The following is a 16277-nucleotide window of genomic DNA, read 5'->3' as shown; positions in this document are numbered from 1 at the left end:
TTTGCAACCTGATTGAGTAAAAGTCGGCGCAAAAAAAAGATCGCAGACAGGCTGCGATCTTTCGTGAAGCGAAAATCCGAGGGGATTAGCGCAGGGTGTCGACCATGTCCGCGATGGTGGTCAGCACGTCCTTGCCCAGTTGCTTCGAGCGCTTGCCCGACCAACCGGTGAGCGGGTTCGGCGCGTCATCGTGATCCTTGAACGGCATTTCCAGGGTCAGTGACAGGCAGTCGAACTTCTGGCCGACGCTGTTGCAGGCCAGAGTCATGTTGGCCTGACCCGGTTCGTCGCGGGTGTAGCCGTACTTGGTCTGGAAGTCTTTGGTGGTGTGTTTCAGGTGGCTGCGAAAATGCTCTTCGAGCTTCTCCAGGCGCGGGGTGTAACCCGGGTTGCCTTCGCAACCGGCAGTGAACACGTGGGGGATTTCTTCGTCACCGTGTACGTCGAGGAACAGATCGACGCCGTACTTTTCCATTTGCTGTTGTACGAAAAGTACTTCGGGGCTGACTTCCTGACTGGCGTTCTGCCAGGCGCGGTTCAGGTCCTGGCCCATGGCGTTGGTGCGCAGGTGACCGTGGAAGGCACCGTCCGGGTTCATGTTCGGCACCAGGTACAGATCGGCGCTGGCCAGCAGTTTGTTCAGCACTGGATCGTCATGATGTTCCAGGCGTTCGATCACGCCTTCCATGAACCACTCGGCCATGTGCTCGCCGGGGTGTTGCTGGGCGATGATCCAGATCTTGCGGCGACCTTCGGCGCCAGTGCCTTTGCGCAGCAGCTGAATGTCGCGGCCTTCGACGCTTTTTCCGGTGGCCAGCAGTTCGGTGCCGGCCTTGGTCAGCGCCTGCTCGATCAGCCAGTCATGACGGCCACGGCTGTAGGGCTCGAAGTAGGCGAACCAGGCGTGGGTCTGCTCGGCTTCGAGGCAGAAGCGCAGGCTGTCGCCTTCGAATTGGGTCGGAATGCGGAACCAGTTGACGTGATCGTAAGAGGCGACCGCCTGATAGCCGGTCCAGGCCTTGTTGTAGGAGGACTGACTGGCGTTGACCAGTCGGAACCAGTGTTCCTGATGAACGTGCAGGCCGCTGGCCTTGAAGTGGAACCACTGGAAATGGCCGCTGCGGGTATCTGGCCGAATTGCCAGAACCGGGTTGAGCGGGTTGCTGATGTCGATGACTTGGATGTTGCCGCTGTCGAAGTTGGCGCTGATGTCGAACGAAGATTTGGCCACGGTCATAATCGGTTCCTGAATATGATTTTTATGGCGGCTACTTTACACGCAAGACAGGGGTGAAACCGAGGGAAATTGCGGGTTGCGGCGGGGGGCGTCTTCCGTGACGCGGATGCAGCTTAGTGGCTATGCGATTGATTCTCAAGTGCTAATTGGCATTACTTTGCCCCAATGCGGCCGGGGTTCGCTTGCCAGGCAATATTCTTTTGATATTATCCGCGCCATCGAATTTGCGGCACCCAAAGACTTCATTAGCCTGAAGCCACAAGCCAGAAAACTGGCAAAAAAAAGACCCGGCAAAAAGCCGGGTCAAAAACCGTGATTAGCCTGATGAGGAGATAGTCCAGAAGACCGACCTAAGGTCTCTGGTCCATCGACTGATCTCGCGACCAGCTGCTTGCAATAATAATCATTATCATTTGCAAGTCAAATGTTTTTATCTGCGCGATTGGAAAGTTCTTTCCTGTCCGTCCGCACTCCCGTCTTCAGCGAACCGCGCCATCGAGCGAGTGATCGACCATCGCTCGTGCCATGTCCACCATGTGCACGACCGAAAACGCCAGATCCCGATTGACGCCCTGTAAGCCATCCGCAGCCTTGAACGCCGTGGCTGCTGCGCATCGCAGCAGGTCGGAGGCGTGGACCAGGGATTCTTCGCCATTCAGGTTGCTGTTCACGCCGAAGAAGCGTTCCTCTGCATCCGGTTCTGACACAGCTGGTTTCAAGTAATAGTCCAACGCCCGTTGCGCAGCGGCACACCCTTGCGGGGAGGTGAAGGTGGTATCCATTTGCAGGTCGGGCAGGTCTTTGCTGGTGATATTCATGGTGAAAGGTCACTCCTTGGTCGATTCAAATCCGTGACCCAAGAATAGTACTATCAGTATTTGTGACCAGAATTTAAATACTACAATATGTGTTTTGCCGGCCGCAGGCGTCCACGTATGGTGCCGCACATGGATAAATGGATTGAGTTGGTCAAGGCCAAAATGAGTGAACTCAACGTCACTCAAGTCGAACTCGGCGAGCGCGTCGGCATGTCTCAGGGCGGTATCGGCCATTGGCTGAACAAGCGCCGCGAGCCCGGCATCACGCAGATGAACCGCGTGCTGAAAGCGCTGGGCATGGAGTATCTCGAGGTCGCGGTGGTGATTCGTGAACCGCAGATCGATGCGGACGACGAAATGCCCCTGGCGCAGAAGTACAACCCTTACTTTCGCTATCCGGTCAGCGAGTGGAATGCGCCGGTCGAGGCCCGCGAGAGCCAGCCAGCGTATTCGAGTGCCAAGGACAAGCGACGTTTCGAACTGACGGATTACCACGCCCGTGGCCCGGCGTTCTGGCTGACGGTGACGGGTAACGCGATGACCGCGCCCACCGGGCAGAGCATCGGCGAAGGGATGATGATCCTGGTGGATCCGGCGCTGGAAGCCGAGCCCGGAAAACTGGTGATCGCCCAGTGGCCGGACAGCGACGAGGCGATTTTCCGCAAGCTGATCGAAGAGGGCGGCCAGCGTTACCTGGTGCCGCTCAATCCGACCTGGCCGAAAGCCTTGTTGACCGACGAGTGCCGAATCATCGGTGTCGTGGTTCAGGCAACGGCCAAATACTAGTCAGATCGATCCTCGCCAGGCGTAGGATCGATCCACCTTTCAAGCTTCCTCCAACTCGACCAGCGCGCTGCCTTCGCTGACCATTTCGCCTTCCTGGCAATACAGCGCCTTGATCACCCCGGCATGGGGCGCGCGGATGCTGTGCTCCATCTTCATCGCCTCGAGCACCACCAATTGCGCACCGGCTTCAACCGCTTGCCCGGCCTCCACCAGCACCCGCACGATGCTGCCGTTCATCGGCGCCGTCAGACCGCCCTGATGGCTGTGGCTGGCGTCGACAGCGCTGATCGGGTCATACGTTTCAACGCGTCGCAACTCGCCGTCCCATTGCAGAAACAGCACCTCTTCACGACGAATCGCCCGCAGCTGCCGACGCAGCCCGTCGTGCTCGAGTATCAGTTGCTCGCCGATCAGTTTTGCACTGCCGCCAGCACCGAGCGTCAACGCCCGGTCCTGCCCCTCGCAACTCAAATGCAGAGTGATTTCCCGTGGCAACCCAGCGCGCAAACCGCTGGGAAGCGCCCAAGGCGAAGCCGGATCATCCGCCCGAGCCATCCCCGGCAGGCTCTGTGCAAAAGCCTGCGCCGCCGCCTCCCAGAACTCATCGCTCAGCGCAGCAGGCGCTGGCAGCAACTGTTCCTGATAGCGCGGAATAAACCCGGTATCCAGCTCGGCCGCCGCGAACGCCGGATGACCGATGATCCGCCGCAGGAAGTTGATGTTGGTCTTCAACCCGCCAATCGCGAACTCATCGAGCATGCTCAGCAGCCGCAAACGCGCCTGTTCACGATCCTCGCCCCAGGCAATCAGCTTGCCGAGCATCGGGTCATAGAACGGCGAAATCTCGTCGCCTTCCTCAACGCCGCTGTCCACACGGCGCCCCGGCCCTGCGGCGGATTCGCGATACAGATCCAGACGCCCGGTTGCCGGCAGGAAGTCATTCGACGGATCTTCCGCATACAACCGAACCTCAATCGCATGCCCGTTGAGCGGCACCTGATCCTGGGTGATCGGCAGTGCTTCGCCGCGAGCAACGCGAATCTGCCAGGCCACCAGATCGAGCCCGGTGATGGCTTCGGTGACCGGGTGTTCGACCTGCAGCCGCGTGTTCATCTCCATGAAGAAGAACTCGCCGCGAGCATCCAGCAAAAACTCCACTGTGCCAGCGCCGACGTAACCGATGGCCTGCGCCGAACGCACAGCCGCTTCGCCCATCGCACGGCGCAGCTCCGGACTCAGCCCCGGTGCCGGCGCCTCTTCGACGACCTTCTGGTGCCGGCGCTGGATCGAGCAGTCGCGCTCATTCAAATACAGGCAGTTGCCATGCTGATCGGCGAACACCTGAATTTCTACGTGCCGCGGCTTGAGCAGATATTTCTCCACCAGCATCCGCGAGTCGCCGAACGACGACTGCGCTTCACGCTGTGCGGAGGCCAGCGCTTCAGCCAGTTGACTGACGTCCTCGACGACCTTCATGCCTTTACCGCCACCGCCAGCGGTGGCCTTGAGCAGCACCGGATAGCCGATGCGCTCGCAAGCATCGCGGAAGGTGTCCAGATCCTGAGCTTCGCCGTGATAACCCGGCACCAGCGGCACGCCAGCCGTTTCCATCAGGGCCTTGGCGGCGGACTTGCTGCCCATGGCGTCGATGGCCGAGGCGGGCGGGCCGATGAAAATCAGGCCGGCCGCTTCGATGGCGCGGGCAAACCCGGCGTTCTCCGACAGAAAGCCATAACCCGGATGAATCGCCTGAGCGCCGCTGGCCTTGGCCGCTGCGATCAGTTTGTCGATTTGCAGGTAGCTGTCAGCCGCTTTGCTGCCGCCAAGATCAACGCGGATGTCCGCTTCACGGCTGTGTCGCGCTTCGCGGTCGGTGGAGCTGTGCACAGCAACGGTGGTCAGGCCCAGGGCCTTGGCGGTACGCATGACCCGGCAAGCGATTTCGCCACGGTTGGCCACCAGCAGGGTGGTGAGAACAGGTGCGCTCATCAACGCGGCTCCTTGGTGGTGGTTGCGGCTTGCCAGCTCGGCGCACGTTTCTGCAGAAAGGCTCGTAGACCTTCCTGGCCTTCCGGGCTGACACGGATGCGCGCGATGGCGTTTTCGGTGTAGCGGCGCAGGGCCGGCGTCAGCGCGCCGTTGCCGACCTCACGCAGCAGATCCTTGCTGGCGCGCATGGCGGCGGGGCTGTTGAGCAGGAGGTTGTCGATCCATTGTTCGACTTTCTGTTCAAGCTCGGTTGCCGGATAGCTTTCGGACAGCAATCCAATCTCACGCGCCCGTTGGCCGCCAAAACGCTCGGCCGTCAGCGCATAACGCCGCGCCGCGCGCTCGCCGATGGCTTGCACCACAAACGGACTGATCACCGCCGGCGCCAGGCCAATGCGCACTTCCGACAGGCAGAACTGCGCGTCATCGGCGCCAATCGCCATATCGCAGCAACTGATCAGACCCAGCGCGCCGCCGAACGCCGCGCCTTGCACCACGGCCACGGTCGGGATTTTCAGTTTGGCGAGGTTGTACATCAGCTCCGCCAGTTCCCGGGCGTCGTCGAGGTTGGTGTGGTAATCGAGTTCGGCCGATTGCTGCATCCAGGCCAGATCCGCGCCGGCGCTGAAGTGTTTGCCGCGTCCGCGCACCAGCAGGAAACGCAGGCTGGCGTCGCTGGCGACCTTGTCCAAAGCCAGGATCAGTTCGCGGATCATCTCGGCGTTGAACGCGTTGTTCTTTTCTTCGCGGCTCAGCCAAAGGGTCGCGAATCCCCGTGGATCGCTGTGCAATTCGAGGGTGTTGAAGTCGCTCATGAGGTTCTCCCGATCACATCCGGAACACGCCGAAGCGGCTCGGTTCGATAGGCGCGTTCAACGACGCGGACAAGGCCAGGGCCAGTACATCGCGGGTCTGCGCCGGGTCGATGACGCCGTCGTCCCACAGTCGTGCGCTGGAGTAGTAGGGGTGACCCTGCTCTTCGTACTGGTCGAGAATCGGTTGCTTGATCTCGCTTTCCTGTTCCGCACTGAAGGCCTGACCGCTGCGTTCGGCCTGCTCGCGCTTGACCTGAACCAGCACGCCGGCTGCCTGTTCGGCACCCATCACGCCGATCCGCGCGTTCGGCCACATCCACAGGAAACGCGGATCGTAGGCCCGCCCGCACATGCCGTAGTTACCGGCACCGAAGCTGCCGCCGATGATCACGGTGAATTTCGGCACCTTGGCGCACGCCACGGCGGTCACCAGTTTGGCGCCGTGCTTGGCGATGCCGCCGGCCTCGTATTTCTGGCCAACCATGAAGCCTGTGATGTTCTGCAGGAACAGCAGCGGAATCCCGCGCTGGCAGGCCAGTTCGATGAAGTGCGCGCCTTTCTGCGCGGCTTCGGCGAACAGGATGCCGTTGTTGGCGAGGATCGCGATCGGGTAGCCGTGCAGATGGGCGAAGCCGCACACCAGCGTCGTCCCGAACAGCGCTTTGAATTCATCGAACACCGAACCGTCTACCAGTCGCGCAATCACTTCGCGCACATCGAACGGCTGCTTGGCGTCCGCCGAAACCACGCCGTACAACTCGTCGCTGGCGTACAGCGGCGCAATCGGCGTGCGCTGCTGCACTTCGCCGAGCTTGCGCCAGTTGAGGTTGGCGACGCTGCGGCGGGCGAGGGCGAGGGCGTGCTCATCGCTTTCTGCGTAATGGTCGGCGACCCCGGAAGTCTTGCAGTGCACATCGGCCCCGCCGAGGTCTTCGGCGCTGACCACTTCACCGGTCGCGGCTTTCACCAGCGGTGGGCCGGCGAGGAAAATCGTCGCCTGATTGCGCACCATGATCGCTTCGTCGGCCATCGCCGGCACATAGGCGCCGCCGGCGGTGCAGGAGCCCATGACCACGGCAATCTGCGGAATGCCCATGGCGCTCATGTTGGCCTGGTTGAAGAAGATCCGCCCGAAGTGTTCGCGATCCGGGAACACTTCGTCCTGACGCGGCAGGTTGGCGCCGCCCGAGTCCACCAGATAAATGCACGGCAAGCGGTTTTGCTGGGCGATGGTCTGGGCGCGCAGGTGTTTCTTTACGGTCAGCGGGTAGTACGAACCACCTTTCACCGTCGCGTCGTTGGCGACGATCATGCATTCGACGCCTTCCACGCGACCGATCCCGGCAATCACGCCAGCGGCCGGCACATCTTCGCCATAAACGGCGTGAGCGGCCAACTGGCTGATTTCCAGAAACGGCGAGCCCGGATCGAGCAAGCGGTTGATCCGCTCACGCGGCAGCAGTTTGCCGCGCGAGGTGTGACGTTCCTGAGCTTTCGCGCCGCCGCCCTGGGCCACTTGGGCAAGGAGGGTGTGCAGGGCGTCGACCTGTTCGAGCATCGCCGCGCTGTTGGCGGCGAACTCCGCTGAACGGGGGTTGAGCTGGGTATGCAGGATAGCCATGGACAGCTCCGTTTTAGCGGGTTTCGTTGAACAGTTCGCGACCGATCAGCATGCGACGGATCTCACTGGTGCCGGCGCCGATTTCGTACAGCTTGGCGTCACGCAGCAGACGACCGGCCGGGAATTCGTTGATGTAACCGTTACCGCCGAGAATCTGGATCGCATCAAGGGCCATTTGCGTGGCGCGTTCGGCGGTGTAGAGGATCACGCCGGCGGCGTCCTTGCGCGTGGTTTCGTTGCGCTCGCAGGCCTGGGCCACGGCGTAAAGGTACGCGCGGCTGGCGTTGAGCTGGGTGTACATGTCGGCAACTTTGCCCTGGATCAGCTGGAATTCGCCGATGCTCTGGCCGAACTGCTTGCGGTCATGGATGTATGGAACGATCAGGTCCATGCACGACTGCATGATCCCGGTCGGGCCGCCGGACAGCACGACGCGTTCGTAATCGAGGCCGCTCATCAGCACTTTCACGCCACCGTTGAGCACGCCGAGGATGTTTTCTTCCGGCACTTCGACGTCATCGAAGAACAGCTCGCAAGTGTTGGAGCCGCGCATGCCGAGCTTGTCGAACTTGTTGCTGCGGCTGAAGCCTTTCCAGTCACGTTCGACGATGAACGCGGTGATGCCGTGCGGGCCTTTTTCCAGGTCGGTCTTGGCGTAGATGACGTAAGTGTTGGCGTCGGGACCGTTGGTGATCCAGGTCTTGCTGCCGTTGAGCACGAAACGGTCGCCGCGTTTATCGGCGCGCAGTTTCATCGAGACCACGTCGGAACCGGCGTTCGGCTCGCTCATCGCCAGAGCGCCGACGTGTTCGCCGCTGATCAGCTTCGGCAGGTATTTGGCTTTCTGTTCGTGGTTGCCGTTGCGGTTGATCTGGTTCACGCAGAGGTTGGAGTGGGCGCCGTAGGACAACGCCACCGAAGCCGATCCACGGCTGATTTCTTCCATCGCCACCACGTGCGCCAGGTAACCCAGACCAGCGCCACCGTACTCTTCCGGCACGGTGATGCCGAGCAGGCCCATGTCACCGAACTTGCGCCACAGATCGGCCGGGAACAGGTTGTCGCTGTCGATCTGCGCGGCACGCGGGGCGATCTCCTTGGCGACAAAGGACTGAACCTGATCGCGCAACATGTCGATGGTTTCGCCGAGGGCAAAGTTCAGGGATGGGTAGCTCATGGGTCACCTTTTGGCTTTTTTGTAGGGTGGGGAGAAGGGCGTTTCAGTTCTCACCTTTACGTTAACGTAAGCCTGTGACGAATGGCTGTCAATCGCCCTTTACGTTAACGTCAACTTAGGCGAGAGTAGAGCCAGTTCTGAATGGTCGGAGCTGCCGTGGCTCCGTTCCAACACCCACTAATAAAGACAATAGGGGTCGTCATGGATCAACCCAGTGCAAACCCGCAGCGCAGCTATACCCGTGGTTCCCAGGACAAAGCCTTGCTGGCGATGACCATCGGGCAGAAGTTCGACGAGACCGTCGCGCAGTACCCGGACGGCGAGGCGTTGGTGGTGCGTCATCAGCAGCTGCGTTACACCTGGCGGCAACTGGCCGATGCGGTAGACGTGCATGCCAGAGCGCTGCTGGCGTTGGGTTTGCAGACCGGTGACCGGCTCGGCATCTGGGCACCGAATTGCGCGCAGTGGTGTATCACGCAGTTCGCCACCGCGAAGATCGGCGTGATCCTGGTCAACATCAACCCGGCCTACCGCAGCTCCGAACTCGAATACGTGCTCAAGCAATCCGGTTGCCAATGGCTGGTCTGCGCGGGGGCATTCAAGAGCTCCAACTATCACGGCATGTTGCAAGGCTTGCTGCCGGAACTGGCCGAGCAATCCATCGGCGAACTGCGCAGCGAGCGCCTGCCGGAGCTGCGCGGCTTGATCAGCCTCGATCCGCAGCCGCCTTCGGGTTTTCTTCCGTGGTCGCAACTGGCAGATCTGGCCGCCAGTGTCTCGCCAGCACAATTGCATGAACGCAGCGACAGTCTGCACTTCGATCAACCGGTCAACATCCAGTACACCTCCGGCACCACCGGTTTCCCCAAGGGCGCGACCCTCAGTCACTACAACATCCTCAACAACGGTTACATGGTCGGCGAAAGCCTCGGCCTGACTGCCGCTGATCGGCTGGTGATTCCGGTGCCGCTGTATCACTGCTTCGGCATGGTCATGGGCAACCTGGGCTGCATCACCCACGGCAGCACGATGATCTATCCCAACGATGCCTTCGATCCGCTGCTGACCCTGAGCACGGTCGCCGAAGAAAAGGCCACCGCACTGTACGGCGTGCCGACCATGTTCATCGCCATGCTCGATCAACCGCAACGCGCCGAGTTCGACCTGTCGACCCTGCGCACCGGGATCATGGCTGGCGCCACCTGCCCAATCGAAGTGATGCGCCGGGTCATCAACGAAATGCACATGAGCGAAGTGCAGATCGCCTACGGCATGACCGAAACCAGCCCCGTGTCCCTGCAGACCGGCCCGTCGGACGAACTGGAACTGCGCGTCACCACCGTCGGCCGCACCCAGCCGCAACTCGAAAGCAAAATCATCGACGAGGCCGGCAATCCGGTGCCGCGCGGCACCATCGGCGAACTGTGCACCCGTGGCTACAGCGTGATGCTCGGCTACTGGAACAACCCGCAGGCCACCGCCGAAGCCATCGACGCGGCAGGCTGGATGCACACCGGCGACCTGGCGAGCATGAACGACGAGGGTTACGTGTGCATCGCCGGGCGTAACAAGGACATGATCATCCGTGGCGGTGAGAACATTTATCCGCGCGAACTGGAAGAATTCTTCTTCACCCATCCAGCGGTGGCGGATGTGCAGGTGATCGGCATTCCCTGCTCGCGTTACGGCGAAGAAATCGTCGCCTGGATCAAATTCCATCCCGGCCACAGCGCCACCGAACAAGAACTGCAAGCGTGGTGCAAGGAGCGCATCGCTCACTTCAAGACACCGCGTTACTTCAAGTTTGTGGAGGAGTTTCCGATGACGGTGACGGGCAAGATCCAGAAATTCCGGATGCGCGAGATCAGTATCGAGGAGTTACGTAGCAACGAGGGCTGACGATTAGAGCTTTCGAAGCCAGGGCGCGGACCCTGGCTTCGAAAGCGGCGTTTATTGCTTTACCTCTACATTTTCCAACGCCTGATTAACCGCTAACTCGCCCAACATCACCACTTGCGCAATGCCCAAAAGGGTCTTGCGGTTCGGCCCTTCCAGCAGGCCGGCAAAGTCACCGAGCATGACCGTGGCTGACGCGAGGGATTCGCATGCATTGGCCAGCAAGGATTCCGTGTCCGTTTGCGGGTTGACCATGAACATGTCGTTTGGAGTGTAAGGCGTGGCCATGATCCGGGCTGCCGGTGTCAGGTAATAGTCGAGGGCGCGTTCGGCCGCGTCGTGGAGTTTTCTTGAATCGGGAAATTCGTACGGGGACACCGGATCTTCTAACGGTGGAATGACGGTCTTGGACATCAGCTGGAACTCCGGAAAGAGTCGCTTGAGGATTTTTATAGACGACTGCCAGGCAGTGAGGGGACAGGCCCCTCACCGGGGCGGCAACTACCGCGCGACGTGATGGTTATCCAGCACGCGATTGACCAGCAGCTCACTCAGCATGATGACCTGCTGCAGTATCTGCATCGCCTTGCGCTGCGACGGATCGACGGTATTGCCGAGATCCCGGGCCATGTCACTGGCCGATGACAGCGTTTCGCACGCTTCGACCAGCAGCGTTTCGTCATCCACCGTCGGATTGACCAGATAGATCTTGCCGGGCTTGCGCGATGGCTTGGACGTCTTCTGCGCCCCAGGATCGAGGTAATGATTGATCGCCCGCTCGGTGGCCGTTTTTATGTTTTCGGCTTCGAGTGCGGCGTCGTAGGGGATTGAATCGGTTTCTGGCGGGTTTGGTGTGGCTTTGAACATACGTGCAACTCCTATCGCAGATCTCAAGGAGCCATCACCCACGCTACCAAACGATGGGTGGCGGCCATACGCGGGTTGGTAGACCGGCTGCAATAGGAACCCGGCGCTCACGAATGAGCCCCACGCATGACCACCATAAAACAGAGCCCCAAAAAGGGACTGCATACGGTGTTGCCATACAGCTATTACAGACGGGCTACCAAACCCGATCACTGTTTTTCAGTGACAGGGAAACGATATAGCCCACCCCATAGCCGCGTAAGCCGGCGGATTCTGGCGTACGCGTAGGCAACGACGCAAGGTGTTGTAGCCCTTATGGCGTAACGGTTCGTGTAATTTAAACGGGCATGCGGCGTCGTGTTTACACACAGCGAAAGCCGTGAATCCTCTGTGTTTTTGTAGGGATTACTTGTATGCGGGGGCTGGATATTGAGGCACAAGATCAATTGCCTCACTGAGATCTTGCCGAGTGAGCGCTTGTAGGAAGGTGGAGATGGGGGAGGGAGATCCGTCGCGGACAATTTCAGAACGCCAGACAGCACAAAGGGGAGCCGAAGCTCCCCTTTAATTTTGTCGTCGCGTGCTCTTTTTTATTATTGAGGGGCGGTCTGTTGTTGTTTTTGGCAACCGTGGCCCTTTACCGCTGTTTTTGGCGACCCCCATCCGGGGTCAAGAGCAAACGTATTTTTTTGAGCGCTGATCTGCTTTCTCGTCTAGCGATCCAACCGATTCGGGAGCTACCTGAAGGTAGTTTTATTGTTCTCTGCCCGGTTGCGGGTCATTCCGAGGAATACCCTGAAAAGCACACCTTCTCCAAAAAAATCTGTTAGCTGCGTCTCTGCCGTGTTGTTTTTGTTATGTCAGAGTCGGTACGTCTTATTTTTATTGGTTTGCTGCTTTTTATTCTTGTTATGCCATAGAGATAGCAGAAGCCGTGCCAACTTTTAAAAACCCTTGTAAATCAATGGTTTGAGATTTTTGAAGGATTTTTCCTTCAGGCAAAACCAGACAATTTGTTTCCGTGTTACTCGCTTGTGCCCACGTTTCGCGCTCGGCGGTAACACCATCCCCTCACTGTGCGCTGCGAGCCTTGGCCACGCGCGAACCGGTCGGGCGGCCCAGCACGGCACTGATCTGCTGGCCGGCGGCTATCAAGGCGTCGAGGTCGATGCCGGTCTCGATGCCCAGGCCGTTGAGCAGGTACACCACGTCTTCGGTGGCGACGTTGCCGCTGGCGCCTTTGGCGTACGGGCAGCCGCCGAGGCCGGCGATCGAGCTGTCGAACACCGCGATGCCTTCCAGCAGACTGGCGTAGATATTGGCCATGGCCTGGCCGTAGGTATCGTGGAAGTGGCCGGCGAGTTTTTCTCGCGGTACCTGTTTCGAGACCACTTCGAACAGCCGGCGGGTCGCGCCAGCGGTGCCGGTGCCGATGGTGTCGCCCAGCGACACTTCATAGCAGCCCATCGCGTACAGCTCGCGGGCCACCATCGCCACTTGTTCCGGCGCGACCTCGCCTTCATAAGGGCAGCCCAGCACGCAGGACACGTAACCGCGCACGGTAACGCCGTGCTGTTTCGCCGATTCCATGATCGGCGCGAACCGCGCCAAGCTTTCGCTGATCGAGCAATTGATGTTGCGCTGCGAAAACGCTTCGGACGCGGCGGCAAACACGGCGACTTCCTTGACCCCGGCGGCCAGCGCATCCTCAAAACCGCGCAGGTTCGGCGCCAGTGCGCCGTAGGTCACGCCGGGCTTGCGCTGGATCTGCGCGAATACATCAGCGGAACCGGCCATCTGCGGCACCCACTTGGGCGAGACGAAACTGCCGACTTCTATATAGCCGAGGCCGGCGGCGCTCAGCGCGTCGACCAGTTGCACCTTGTCGGCGACGCTGATGGGCTGGGCTTCGTTCTGCAGGCCGTCACGGGGGCCGACTTCGATCAGGCGTACTTGGGAGGGGAGGGACATGGCGTTGACCTGCTCTTTGAATTCCTGCGGAACCTTTGTGGGAGCGGGCTTGCTCGCGAAAGCGGAGTGTCAGCCGACAAATCTGTTTCTGAAACACCGCTTTCGCGAGCAAGCCCGCTCCCACATTGGGATTTATTTAGGTTACTGAACGGATTGCTGACTCTTGAGCGTCTGCTCCAGCGCCTGCACGCAGCGTTCTTCGGCGGTGTCGAGCTCCAGCTTCATCTGTTCGATGTCCAGCAACTGCTGCTCGAGCTGTTCCCGGCGCTCGCTGATTTTCGCCAGCATGCTGTTGAGTTGTTTGGTGTTACCGCTGGAGGGGTCGTAGAGCTCGATCAGCTCGCGGCACTCGGCCAGGGAGAAACCGATGCGCTTGCCCCGCAGGATCAGTTTCAGGCTGACCTTGTCGCGCGGCGAATAGATGCGTTCCTGGCCTCGGCGCTCGGGGCTGAGCAGGCCTTGTTCTTCATAGAAGCGGATCGCCCGGGTGGTGATGTCCAGCTCGCGGGCGAGGTCGGAAATGCTGTAGGTCTGGCTGCTCATGAAAGCGCTCGAAGGAGGGTCTTGGCGCTAAGCTAATGGCAGGTTGACGTTTACGTCAAGTAGCGGGCGCCTGCAGCTTGTCGAGCTTCTTCTCGTGCGCTGTCACTTGCTGGCACAACTCGATCATCTGCTCGCGCATCCAGCGGTTGGCCGGGTCCTGATCGGTGCTTTCGTGCCAGTACAAATGGGTTTCCACCGGCGGTACATCGTTGACCGGCAGATTGAACGCATGCAGGTCATGGCGGCGGGCGAAACGCTCCGGCACGGTCATGACCATGTCGGTCTGCTGCAACACCTGGGACGCCATCAGGTAATGCTGCGAGCGCAGGGCAATCTTGCGCTGAATGCCCATTTTGCCCAGCGCCAGATCGACATGGCCCAGGCCACTGCGGCGGCTGGAAATATGAATGTGGGTCAGGGACAGGTAATCGTCGAGGGTGAATTTTTCCTTGGTCGCCAGCGGATGGCCCTTGCGCATGGCGCAGACGTAACGGTCTTCCATCAGCTTGACGTGGCGTACTTGCGGGTCGGTGTTGAGCGGCGCATCCACGGCAAAGTCGAGACGCCCGGCCGCCAGTTCCTTGGTGGTTTCCCGGCGCTTGGACAGGAAACTTTCGATGATCACCGTCGGCGCCAGACGACGCAGGCGCTGGAACAGTGGCGGCAGAATCACCGCTTCGGTCAGGTCGGTCATGCTGATGCGATAGGTCTTGACCGCTTGCGAGGGGTTGAAGATGCGGCTTTCCTGAACCGAAACCCGTAACAGCGACAGCGCGTTGCGCACCGGGCCAATGATGTTCTGCGCCATGGGCGTCGGCACCATGCCCTGGGCCGTACGTACGAAGAGCGGGTCGTTGAAGGTCTCGCGCAACCGCGCCAAGGCGTTGGACACCGCCGGCTGGGTAATGCCGACAATCTGCCCGGCGCGGGTCAGGTTGGCTTCGGTGTAGATCGCGTCGAAGACGATGAAAAGGTTGAGGTCGACCTTGCTCAGATTCATTACGCGGCTCTCTTGTTATAGGTGCTTGTTATAGGTGAATGGCGCGGGTCAGGGCGGCCAGGAAAATCAACCAATCATATATCGGTGATGAATGTTTATACACGCCGAGAATAGGCTAGGTAAATTATCAGCGCTGTTCTAGCATCGATTGCATGACTTAAACAACCTGCCGAAAAAAGGTAATTGCTCATGGATTTCGCTTATTCGCCCAAGGTGCAAGAACTGCGTGAGCGCGTGACCGCGTTCATGGACACTTACGTTTACCCGGCCGAAGCCGTGTTCGAGCGTCAGGTTGCCGAAGGCGATCGCTGGCAGCCGACGGCGATCATGGAAGAACTCAAGGCCAAGGCAAAGGCCGAGGGGCTATGGAATTTGTTTCTGCCTGAGTCGGAACTGGGCGCTGGCCTGACCAACCTTGAATACGCGCCATTGGCGGAAATCATGGGCCGTTCGCTGCTCGGTCCCGAGCCGTTCAACTGCTCCGCCCCCGACACCGGCAACATGGAAGTGCTGGTGCGTTACGCCAACGAAGAACAGAAGCAGCGCTGGCTCGAACCGCTGCTGCGCGGCGAGATCCGCTCGGCGTTCGCCATGACCGAACCGGACGTTGCGTCCTCCGACGCCACCAACATGGCCGCCCGTGCCGTGCGTGATGGCGACGAGTGGGTGATCAATGGCAAGAAATGGTGGACCTCCGGCGCCTGCGATCCGCGCTGCAAGATCCTGATTTTCATGGGCCTGAGTAACCCCGACGCCCCGCGTCACGCTCAGCACTCGATGATCCTGGTACCCGTCGACACTCCCGGCGTGAAGATCCTCCGTCCGCTGCCGGTGTTCGGTTACGACGACGCGCCCCACGGCCACGCCGAAGTGCTGTTCGACAACGTGCGGGTGCCGTACGAAAACGTCCTGCTCGGTGAAGGACGCGGCTTCGAAATCGCACAAGGTCGCCTTGGCCCAGGCCGGATTCACCACTGCATGCGTTCGATCGGCATGGCCGAGCGCGCACTGGAACTGATGTGCAAGCGCTCGGTGAGCCGCACTGCGTTCGGCAAACCGCTGGCACGTCTGGGTGGTAACGTCGACAAGATCGCCGACTCGCGGATGGAAATCGACATGGCACGCCTGCTGACCCTGAAAGCGGCGTACATGATGGACACCGTGGGTAACAAGGTCGCCAAGAGCGAGATCGCGCAGATCAAGGTCGTCGCGCCGAACGTCGCATTGCGGGTGATCGACCGGGCGATTCAGATTCATGGCGGGGCCGGGGTGTCGAACGACTTCCCGTTGGCCTACATGTACGCCATGCAACGTACCCTGCGCCTGGCCGACGGCCCGGACGAGGTGCACCGCGCGGCGATCGGCAAGTTCGAGATCGGCAAGTATGTGCCGAAGGAAATGCTGCGTAGCGAGCGCTGATTACAGACATTCCGCGTCAGTCCTGATCGTTCCCACGCTCTGCGTGGTAACGCAGCCATGGACGCTCTGCGTCCACTGTGACGCGGAGCGTCACGGTATGCATTCCCACGCAGAGCGTGGGAACGATCAGTGGTTCGA

At 60.2% G+C, this 16277-nt stretch carries 15 protein-coding genes; 4 read left to right on the top strand and 11 right to left on the bottom strand.

Annotated features, from left to right (window positions below):
* Positions 1-85 precede the first annotated feature (85 nt).
* Positions 86-1237, bottom strand: coding sequence for a M14 family metallopeptidase (locus ACEN93_RS06400; protein ID WP_221614372.1), 1152 nt, complete (start codon positions 1235-1237; stop codon positions 86-88).
* A gap of 97 nt (positions 1238-1334) precedes the next feature.
* Here ACEN93_RS06400 and ACEN93_RS06395 point away from each other — a divergent pair, with 97 nt between their 5' ends.
* Positions 1335-1553 carry a hypothetical protein gene (locus ACEN93_RS06395; RefSeq protein WP_134333879.1) on the top strand — a complete coding sequence of 73 codons (219 nt, stop codon included), beginning with the start codon at positions 1335-1337 and terminating at the stop codon, positions 1551-1553.
* A 163-nt stretch (positions 1554-1716) separates the two neighbouring features.
* Here the strand turns inward: ACEN93_RS06395 and ACEN93_RS06390 are convergent, their stop codons facing one another.
* On the bottom strand, positions 1717-2055 hold the full coding sequence (locus ACEN93_RS06390) for a DUF6124 family protein (RefSeq protein ID WP_495611199.1): 339 nt from the start codon (positions 2053-2055) through the stop codon (positions 1717-1719).
* Between the two features lie 129 nt (positions 2056-2184).
* Here ACEN93_RS06390 and ACEN93_RS06385 point away from each other — a divergent pair, with 129 nt between their 5' ends.
* The gene (locus ACEN93_RS06385; RefSeq protein ID WP_039767691.1) at positions 2185-2841 is read left to right on the top strand and encodes a LexA family protein; all 657 of its coding nucleotides are present in this window, start codon (positions 2185-2187) and stop codon (positions 2839-2841) included.
* Positions 2842-2880: 39 nt separating this feature from the next.
* On the opposite strand, the gene ACEN93_RS06380 is transcribed toward ACEN93_RS06385, so the two are convergent.
* The 4 genes from ACEN93_RS06380 to ACEN93_RS06365 are packed head-to-tail and all read right to left on the bottom strand — an operon-like array spanning position 2881 to position 8443.
* Positions 2881-4830, bottom strand: coding sequence for an acetyl/propionyl/methylcrotonyl-CoA carboxylase subunit alpha (locus ACEN93_RS06380; protein WP_495611198.1), 1950 nt, complete (start codon positions 4828-4830; stop codon positions 2881-2883).
* Positions 4830-5645 carry a gamma-carboxygeranoyl-CoA hydratase gene (locus tag ACEN93_RS06375; RefSeq protein WP_039767512.1) on the bottom strand — a complete coding sequence of 272 codons (816 nt, stop codon included), beginning with the start codon at positions 5643-5645 and terminating at the stop codon, positions 4830-4832. The genes ACEN93_RS06380 and ACEN93_RS06375 overlap by 1 nt, the downstream gene beginning before the upstream one ends.
* A gap of 13 nt (positions 5646-5658) precedes the next feature.
* A complete protein-coding gene (locus tag ACEN93_RS06370) occupies positions 5659-7266 on the bottom strand; it encodes a carboxyl transferase domain-containing protein (protein WP_085699053.1) in 1608 nt (535 codons plus the stop codon).
* Between the two features lie 13 nt (positions 7267-7279).
* Positions 7280-8443, bottom strand: coding sequence for an isovaleryl-CoA dehydrogenase (locus ACEN93_RS06365; protein WP_039767508.1), 1164 nt, complete (start codon positions 8441-8443; stop codon positions 7280-7282).
* 201 nt (positions 8444-8644) lie between these two features.
* Between ACEN93_RS06365 and ACEN93_RS06360 the strand changes: the two genes are divergently transcribed.
* Entirely contained in the window at positions 8645-10342 is a 1698-nt protein-coding gene (locus ACEN93_RS06360) for an AMP-binding protein (protein ID WP_495611197.1), read from the top strand.
* A 51-nt stretch (positions 10343-10393) separates the two neighbouring features.
* Here the strand turns inward: ACEN93_RS06360 and ACEN93_RS06355 are convergent, their stop codons facing one another.
* From ACEN93_RS06355 to ACEN93_RS06335, 5 genes are all read right to left on the bottom strand, one after another.
* On the bottom strand, positions 10394-10753 hold the full coding sequence (locus ACEN93_RS06355; RefSeq protein ID WP_039767504.1) for a DUF6124 family protein: 360 nt from the start codon (positions 10751-10753) through the stop codon (positions 10394-10396).
* A gap of 87 nt (positions 10754-10840) precedes the next feature.
* Positions 10841-11206: a DUF6124 family protein gene (locus ACEN93_RS06350; RefSeq protein WP_210709762.1), complete on the bottom strand. Its 366-nt coding sequence runs from the start codon at positions 11204-11206 to the stop codon at positions 10841-10843.
* Positions 11207-12277: 1071 nt separating this feature from the next.
* Positions 12278-13177: a hydroxymethylglutaryl-CoA lyase gene (locus ACEN93_RS06345; RefSeq protein ID WP_007951509.1), complete on the bottom strand. Its 900-nt coding sequence runs from the start codon at positions 13175-13177 to the stop codon at positions 12278-12280.
* A 141-nt stretch (positions 13178-13318) separates the two neighbouring features.
* Positions 13319-13720, bottom strand: a complete 402-nt coding sequence (locus tag ACEN93_RS06340) for a MerR family transcriptional regulator (protein WP_085690041.1) — start codon at positions 13718-13720, stop codon at positions 13319-13321.
* Positions 13721-13775: 55 nt separating this feature from the next.
* Complete coding sequence (locus tag ACEN93_RS06335; protein WP_011334997.1) at positions 13776-14720, bottom strand: LysR family transcriptional regulator; 945 nt, start codon at positions 14718-14720, stop codon at positions 13776-13778.
* A gap of 189 nt (positions 14721-14909) precedes the next feature.
* Between ACEN93_RS06335 and ACEN93_RS06330 the strand changes: the two genes are divergently transcribed.
* The gene (locus tag ACEN93_RS06330; RefSeq protein ID WP_074688994.1) at positions 14910-16139 is read left to right on the top strand and encodes an acyl-CoA dehydrogenase; all 1230 of its coding nucleotides are present in this window, start codon (positions 14910-14912) and stop codon (positions 16137-16139) included.
* Positions 16140-16277: the final 138 nt, after the last annotated feature.

The sequence above is a fragment of the Pseudomonas sp. Pseusp21 genome, assembly GCF_059492145.1.
The sequence above is the reverse complement of the archived record's forward strand: the minus strand, read 5'-3'. Positions and strand labels throughout refer to the sequence as shown.